The following is a 6,261-nucleotide window of genomic DNA, read 5'->3' as shown; positions in this document are numbered from 1 at the left end:
CCCGGCGCACCCGCGCGAGCATGCGCTCCCGGGTGCCGCGGGACGCCGGGGTGCTGCGCTGGGACCGTCTGGTCCGCCGCGCCCGCCCGCTGCCCGCCAGCCACCCCCAGCCCGGGGTCGAGGACGTGGCGCTGCTCCAATACACCGGCGGGACCACGGGCACTCCCAAGGGGGCCGTCCTGCGCCACCGGCACCTCGCCGTCAACGCCGCCCAGGGGCAGGCCTGGACGCAGCACGGCGAGGCGACCGAGACCGTCTACGCCGCGCTGCCCTTCTTCCACGCCTTCGGCCTGACCCTGTGCCTGACGTACGCCGTGCGGATCGCCGCGACGGTCGTCGTCTTCCCCCGCTTCGACGTCGACGCCGTGCTGGCGGCCCAGCGCCGGCGCCCCGCCACCTTCATGCCCGGGGTCCCCCCGATGTTCGAGCGGCTCGCCGAGGCTGCCGAGCGCACCGGGGCGGACCTCACCTCGATCGCCGGGGCCATCTCAGGCGCCATGGCCCTTCCCGCCGAGACGGCTCGACGGTGGGAGGCCGTCACCGGCGGTCTGCTGGTCGAGGGCTACGGCATGACGGAGACCTCCCCGGTCGCCCTGGGCAGCCCGATGTCCGCCGACCGGCGACCCGGCACCCTGGGTCTCCCGTTCCCCTCGACCACCATCCGCGTGGTCGACCCGGAGGACCCCACCCGCGAGGTCCCGCGCGGCGAACGGGGGGAGCTGTTGATCTCCGGGCCGCAGGTCTTCGACGGGTACTGGAACCGGCCCGAGGAGACCGCCGCGGCCCTGGTCGAGATCGACGGCCGGACGTGGATCCGCACCGGTGACGTGGTGGTCGTGGAGGAGGACGAGTTCGTCCGCCTCGTGGACCGCATCAAGGAGGTCATCATCACCGGCGGTTTCAACGTCTACCCCTCCCAGGTCGAGGAGCACCTGCGGGCCATGCCCGAGATCCAGGACGTCGCGGTGATCGGTGTCCCCGGGGGCGACCTGGGCGAGAAGGTCGTCGCCGCCGTCGTCCTCGCCGAGGGAGCGACCCGTGTCGAGATGGCCGCCGTCCGCGCGTGGAGCGAGCAGCGTCTGGCCCGCTACGCCCACCCTCGCGAGCTGGTGGTCATGGCCGAGCTCCCGCGGTCGCAGATCGGCAAGGTGCTGCGCCGCGTCGTACGCGAGCAGGTGCTCGACCGGCGGAGCGGCACGGAGCGGCCCGACGGGGGCGAAGCCACGCCCGACGCGTGAGGTCGACGCCGTGCGCCGGCCTCAGCGCACGGCGCGCAGGGCACGTACACGGACGAACGCATGCACCTCGTCGAGAGTCGCGACCTGGCGGTCCGTCTGCTCGAGCAGGTCGACCATCCGCGAACGGTCGAGGTCGAGCGTCGGGGCCAGGTCGATGAGCGTCTGCCAGAGGCCGCGCTTCCCGACGACCGCGCTGCGCAGCAGCTCGACCTCGAGCAGCGTCGTGGTGGGGGAGGTGCGCATCTGGCGGCGCGCCGACTTGATCCTCGTCAGACGCTCGCCCAGCCACGCGAGGGCCTGCTTGGGCAACGCCTGGGTGACCCCCCACGCCTCGAGCATCTCGTCGAGCTCCTCCTTCTCCGCCGTGACCTCACGAGCGACACGGTCGAGCCCCGACGCCACCGGGGATCGCCTGAGCGTGTCAGCCGTGCGCCGCAGGCGGCGCGCACCGGCGACCGAGCCTGCCAGGTGGTCGTTGAGGTAGACCGCGAGCAGCCGGCGGTCGATCGTCGTCGACTCGCCGTCACGCTCGTCGTGAACCAGGGGTGTGTCCTCGGTCGCCATGGCGTCAGCCTCACACCCGCCCTACGCACCCGCCACCCGGGGCGGGAGGTCCTTGGGCGGCAGGCCGCGCACCGCGCCTGCGGTCAGGCCTGGGGTTCGGGCTCCGACGTCACGTCGTCGAGGTTCCCGGCGCGCTCGGCCCGCAGCACCGTGATCGAGGCCTCGAAGTCCTCGAGGGAGTCGAAGGCCTGGTAGACGCTCGCGAAGCGCAGGTACGCCACCTCGTCGAGGTCGCGGAGGGGACCGAGGATCGACAGGCCGATCTCGTGGGCGTCGAGCTCGGCGCTTCCCGTCCCGCGAAGGTTCTCCTCGACCCTCTGGGCGAGCAGAGCCAGGTCGTCCTCGCTGACCGGCCGTCCCTGGCAAGCCTTGCGCACCCCGTTGACGATCTTCTCCCGGCTGAAGGGCTCCGTCACGCCCGACCGCTTGACCACCGAGAGGCTCGCCGTCTCGATCGTGGTGAACCGTCGGCCACACTCGGGGCACTGACGGCGTCGACGGATCGAGGAGCCGTCGTCCGCGGTCCGTGAGTCGACGACCCTCGAGTCGCCGTGCCGGCAGAATGGGCAGTGCACCGAACCTCCAGGTGTCGCAGGACGCACCCGCACCTCGCCCGGCAGGTCTCAGCACGTCGCAACGCACCGGGCCGGGTCGTGCGACACCGTACGGCTCGACCTACAACGGTGCAAGGAACCCGCCGCCGGCCCTGCTACCGGGAGCGACGCCCGCAGAGCCCTCGTGCACGACCGCTCGGTCCACAGCCCCGAGGGCAGGGTCATCCAGCCAGCGGCACCACGATGCGCTGCCCGGCCGTGAGACCAGCACCCGGGAGCTCGTTGACGGCGATGAGCTCGTCCACGACCTCGCGGAGGTCCTGCCCAGGCTCAGCGACCTCGCCTGCGATGCCCCACAAGGTCTCCCCCGGTGCCACGACGTGGGACGTGACGGGGATCGCGACGCCCGGGCCCTCGGCCGAGGCCGACTGCCCGACGACGAGCGCAGCGAGGCCGAGGAGAACACTCGTGAGCACCACCGCGACGCGACCGCGCGTCGTGAGACGCACGGCAGGCTCCTGGCCGGTGGGGCGTGACGCTCGTACCCGGTCGACCTGGCCGGCGGGAGGACGCCGGGTGCCGCACGGGCGCTGCGGTGCTCGCGCACCACGGGGTCGACCAAGGACCGAGAGCTGGTCCTGCATGCTCCACGTGATCGCCGTCATCGCCTGCCTCCTTCGAACGCTTGTTCGTCGAACATCTGTACGATGTCTAGCACGGATCCTTCGCAGATGTCGAGACACGCTCGAACAGGTGTTTGATCCGCACCACGGTCCGCCCTAGGCTGGCCGCTGTAGGACAGCACATCACCGCCCACTGACACGGAGTCCGCGACCCCTCGCAGACGCAGGTCCGCGGGCCCGTCGCAGGAGGTCATGTCGTGGCAGCGAGCAGAACCCCGTCCGGAGGCTCCGACGGCGTCGCGTCCGTGCACGCCCTGCCCGACGGCCCGGCGGACGGGGACGGGCTCACCACCCGTCAGCGCCTGGTCCTCGAGACCATCCGCGCGAGCGTCGAGCAGCGGGGGTACCCGCCGAGCATGCGGGAGATCGGTGAAGCCGTCGGGCTCACGAGCCCGTCGTCGGTCAAGCACCAGCTGACCGCCCTCGAGCGCAAGGGCTACCTCCGCCGCGACCCGAACCGGCCCCGGGCGATCGAGGTCGTCCACCCGGACGACTCGCGAGCCATCAGCCCCCTCGCGTCCTTCGGCGAGGACCAGCTCGCCCCGGGGGACGGCGCACCGGCCCCCTCCTACGTGCCCGTGGTCGGCCGCATCGCTGCCGGCGGACCCATCCTCGCCGACCAGGTCGTCGAGGACGTCTTCCCGCTACCCCGTCAGCTCGTGGGCGAAGGAGACCTCTTCCTGCTCAAGGTCGTCGGGGACTCGATGGTCGAGGCGGCGATCTGCGACGGGGACTGGGTCGTGGTGCGGCGGCAGCCCGTGGCGGAGAACGGCGAGATCGTGGCCGCGATGATCGACGGGGAGGCGACCGTCAAGACGCTGCGGCGCACCGACGGTCACGTCTGGCTGCTCCCGCAGAACTCGTCCTTCGCCCCGATCCCCGGGGACGACGCCGTCGTGCTCGGGCGGGTCGTCAGCGTCCTGCGCAGCCTCTGACCCGACGGGCCGTGGCGGTCGTGGCTCAGAGGCCGAACCGGCGCGCCACCGCGCGGACGGCGTCCGCCGATCGACGTAGCCCCTCGAGCTCCGCCCGGGACATCGCGATGTCGAGACGTGCGCCGACCCCCGTCGACCCCACGACCGAGGGGACCGAGAGGCAGACGTCGGAGATGCCCTTGTAGTCGTCGAGGAGCGAGGAGACCGGAAGGATGCGTCGCTCGTCGTTGAGGACCGCCTCGATGATGCGTGAGCCGGCGAGGGCTACCGCGTAGTTGGTCGCTCCCTTGCCCGCGATGATGCGGTACGCCGAGTTCACGACCTCCTCGGCGATGCGTTCCCGGTCCGCCGAGCCCAGGCGACCGACCGGACCGTCGGGGCCAGGCATCCCCGGCCACTCGGTGAGCGGGACCGAGCCGATCGAGGCCGAGCTCCACAACGGGATCTCGCTGTCCCCGTGCTCTCCCGCGATGTACGCGTGGATGTTCTGCACGGCGACCCCGGTGTGCTGGGCCAGGAGGTACCGCAACCGCGAGGAGTCGAGCACCGTGCCCGACCCGAAGAGCTGGTTCGGCGGGAGGCCGGACACCTTGAGCGCCGCGTAGGTCACGATGTCCACCGGGTTGGTGACCATGACGTAGACGGCGTTCGGCGCGACCTCGACGAGCTGGGGCATGATCTTGCGCACCAGCCCCACGGTGGCCTCGGCGAGGTCGAGCCGGGACTGCTCGGGCCGCTGCTTGGCCCCCGCGGTCACCACGACGACGTCGGCGTCCGCGCACACCGCGATGTCGTCGGAGCCGGTCACGTCAGCCATGGGCATGAACTGGATGCCGTGGCCGATGTCGAGCGCCTCGGCCTCGACCTTGGCCGCGTTGATGTCGTAGAGAGCCACGCTCCGCGCGGCGCCACGCATCAGCGCCGCGTAGGCCATGGTGGCGCCGACGCTGCCCGCACCGACCACCGCGAGCCGCGTGGTCCGTCGGGGCTCGATCGCGCGTGGGACAGTGCCCTCGATCGCCCCAGCCACCCTGTCCGCGTGCTCTGCCGTCATCACGTCACCCATCCCTCGTCCGCGCCACCGGTCCGCGGACCGAGCGCCTGCCACGTGTGCTCCTGCGCCACCCTACGGGCCGGCGACCGCGGGCGGAGCGTTGGCCGGCTCGGCCAGGCCTCCCCGTGCAGCGCCCGCGAGCCTCGTCAGGGCCCCCCGGGCGACGGCGGGGTCCGTGGTGGTCCAGAAGGGCGGCATCGACCGCGTGAGGAAGGCCCCGTACCGGGCGGTGGCCAGCCGCGGGTCCAGCACGGCGACGACGCCCCGATCGGTGTCGCTGCGCACCAGGCGCCCCGAACCCTGGGCGAGGAGCAGGGCGGCGTGGGTCGCCGAGACGGCCATGAAGCCGTTGCCGCCCGCGGAGTCGACGCTCTCGGCCCGGGCTGAGCGGACGGGGTCGTCGGGTCGCGGGAACGGGATGCGGTCGATGAGCACGAGGCGGCACGCGGCGCCAGGCACGTCGACCCCCTGCCACAGGGAGAGCGTGCCGAAGAGGCAGGTCGGCTCGTCCTCCTGGAAGGCGCGCACGAGGGTCGGGAGCTGGTCGTCGCCCTGGCACAGGATCGGGTAGGGAAGCCGTTCCCGCATCGCCTCGGTGGCGGCCTCGGCGGCGCGACGCGAGGAGAACAGACCCAGCGTGGCGCCACCAGCCGCACGGACGAGCGCCTCGATCTCGTCCAGCTGGTCGGTCGCGGTGCCGCCCCGCCCCGGCGTGGACAGGTGCTTGGCCACGTAGAGGATCGCGCTGCGGGGGTAGTCGAAGGGGCTCCCGACGTCCAGGCCCCGCCACGGCCGGGCGGCCTGCGGGTCTGGTGGGGCGGCAGCGCGGGCGCGAGGCGCCTCGTCGTCGTCCCCCCGCAGCTCCTCGGGGTCGAGCCCGACGGCACGGGCCAGGGGCAGGAAGCTCCCCCCGAGGGCGAGGGTCGCCGAGGTCAGCACCGCGGTGCGTCCCGTCAGCAGGTGCGAACGCACGAGGCCGGAGACCGCGAGCGGCGCCCCGTGCAGGCGCGTGGCCCCCGGGCGCCCGTGCTGCTCCCCCCTGGCGCACCACAGCACGTCCCGCCCGTCCCTGGCGGCGTCGCCCCCCATCCTCTCGGCGATCTCGAAGAGCGCCAGGACGGCCGAGGTCGCCAGCTTGAGCCCACCCCCCGCGGCAGGGTCCGGGGCACCGCCCTCGGGCCGCAGCGCGGTCATCAACCCGCGTGCCGCGTCGCGCACCGCGTCGACGGCCAG

7 protein-coding genes are annotated in these 6,261 nt (G+C 73.1%); 2 read left to right on the top strand and 5 right to left on the bottom strand.

Features of this window, described 5'->3' with window-relative positions; all coding sequences use genetic code 11:
• A partial coding sequence (locus L0B03_RS12555) for an AMP-binding protein (RefSeq protein ID WP_250446228.1) occupies positions 1-1,238 on the top strand: 1,238 nt, incomplete at its 5' end.
• A gap of 21 nt (positions 1,239-1,259) precedes the next feature.
• Here L0B03_RS12555 and L0B03_RS12550 read toward each other — a convergent pair.
• The 3 genes from L0B03_RS12550 to L0B03_RS12540 form a co-directional block, all read right to left on the bottom strand.
• Positions 1,260-1,802 (bottom strand): hypothetical protein, encoded by a 543-nt coding sequence (locus L0B03_RS12550; protein ID WP_250446225.1) that lies wholly within the window; start codon positions 1,800-1,802, stop codon positions 1,260-1,262.
• 83 nt (positions 1,803-1,885) lie between these two features.
• Positions 1,886-2,377 (bottom strand): transcriptional regulator NrdR, encoded by a 492-nt coding sequence (gene nrdR / locus L0B03_RS12545; protein ID WP_250446223.1) that lies wholly within the window; start codon positions 2,375-2,377, stop codon positions 1,886-1,888.
• A 200-nt stretch (positions 2,378-2,577) separates the two neighbouring features.
• The gene (locus tag L0B03_RS12540) at positions 2,578-2,865 is read right to left on the bottom strand and encodes a LysM peptidoglycan-binding domain-containing protein (protein ID WP_250446222.1); all 288 of its coding nucleotides are present in this window, start codon (positions 2,863-2,865) and stop codon (positions 2,578-2,580) included.
• A 419-nt stretch (positions 2,866-3,284) separates the two neighbouring features.
• On the opposite strand from L0B03_RS12540, the gene lexA reads away from it, so the two are divergent.
• On the top strand, positions 3,285-3,974 hold the full coding sequence (lexA, locus tag L0B03_RS12535) for a transcriptional repressor LexA (RefSeq protein ID WP_250446231.1): 690 nt from the start codon (positions 3,285-3,287) through the stop codon (positions 3,972-3,974).
• A 25-nt stretch (positions 3,975-3,999) separates the two neighbouring features.
• Here the strand turns inward: lexA and L0B03_RS12530 are convergent, their stop codons facing one another.
• Both L0B03_RS12530 and L0B03_RS12525 read right to left on the bottom strand, forming a co-directional pair.
• Positions 4,000-5,028 (bottom strand): L-lactate dehydrogenase, encoded by a 1,029-nt coding sequence (locus L0B03_RS12530; RefSeq protein WP_250446220.1) that lies wholly within the window; start codon positions 5,026-5,028, stop codon positions 4,000-4,002.
• A gap of 72 nt (positions 5,029-5,100) precedes the next feature.
• A partial coding sequence (locus L0B03_RS12525) for an ATP-dependent DNA helicase (protein ID WP_250446218.1) occupies positions 5,101-6,261 on the bottom strand: 1,161 nt, incomplete at its 5' end.

The sequence above is a fragment of the Actinotalea sp. C106 genome (assembly GCF_023630195.1).
GTDB lineage: Bacteria > Actinomycetota > Actinomycetes > Actinomycetales > Cellulomonadaceae > Actinotalea.
This window is presented reverse-complemented; position numbering and strand designations above follow the sequence as displayed.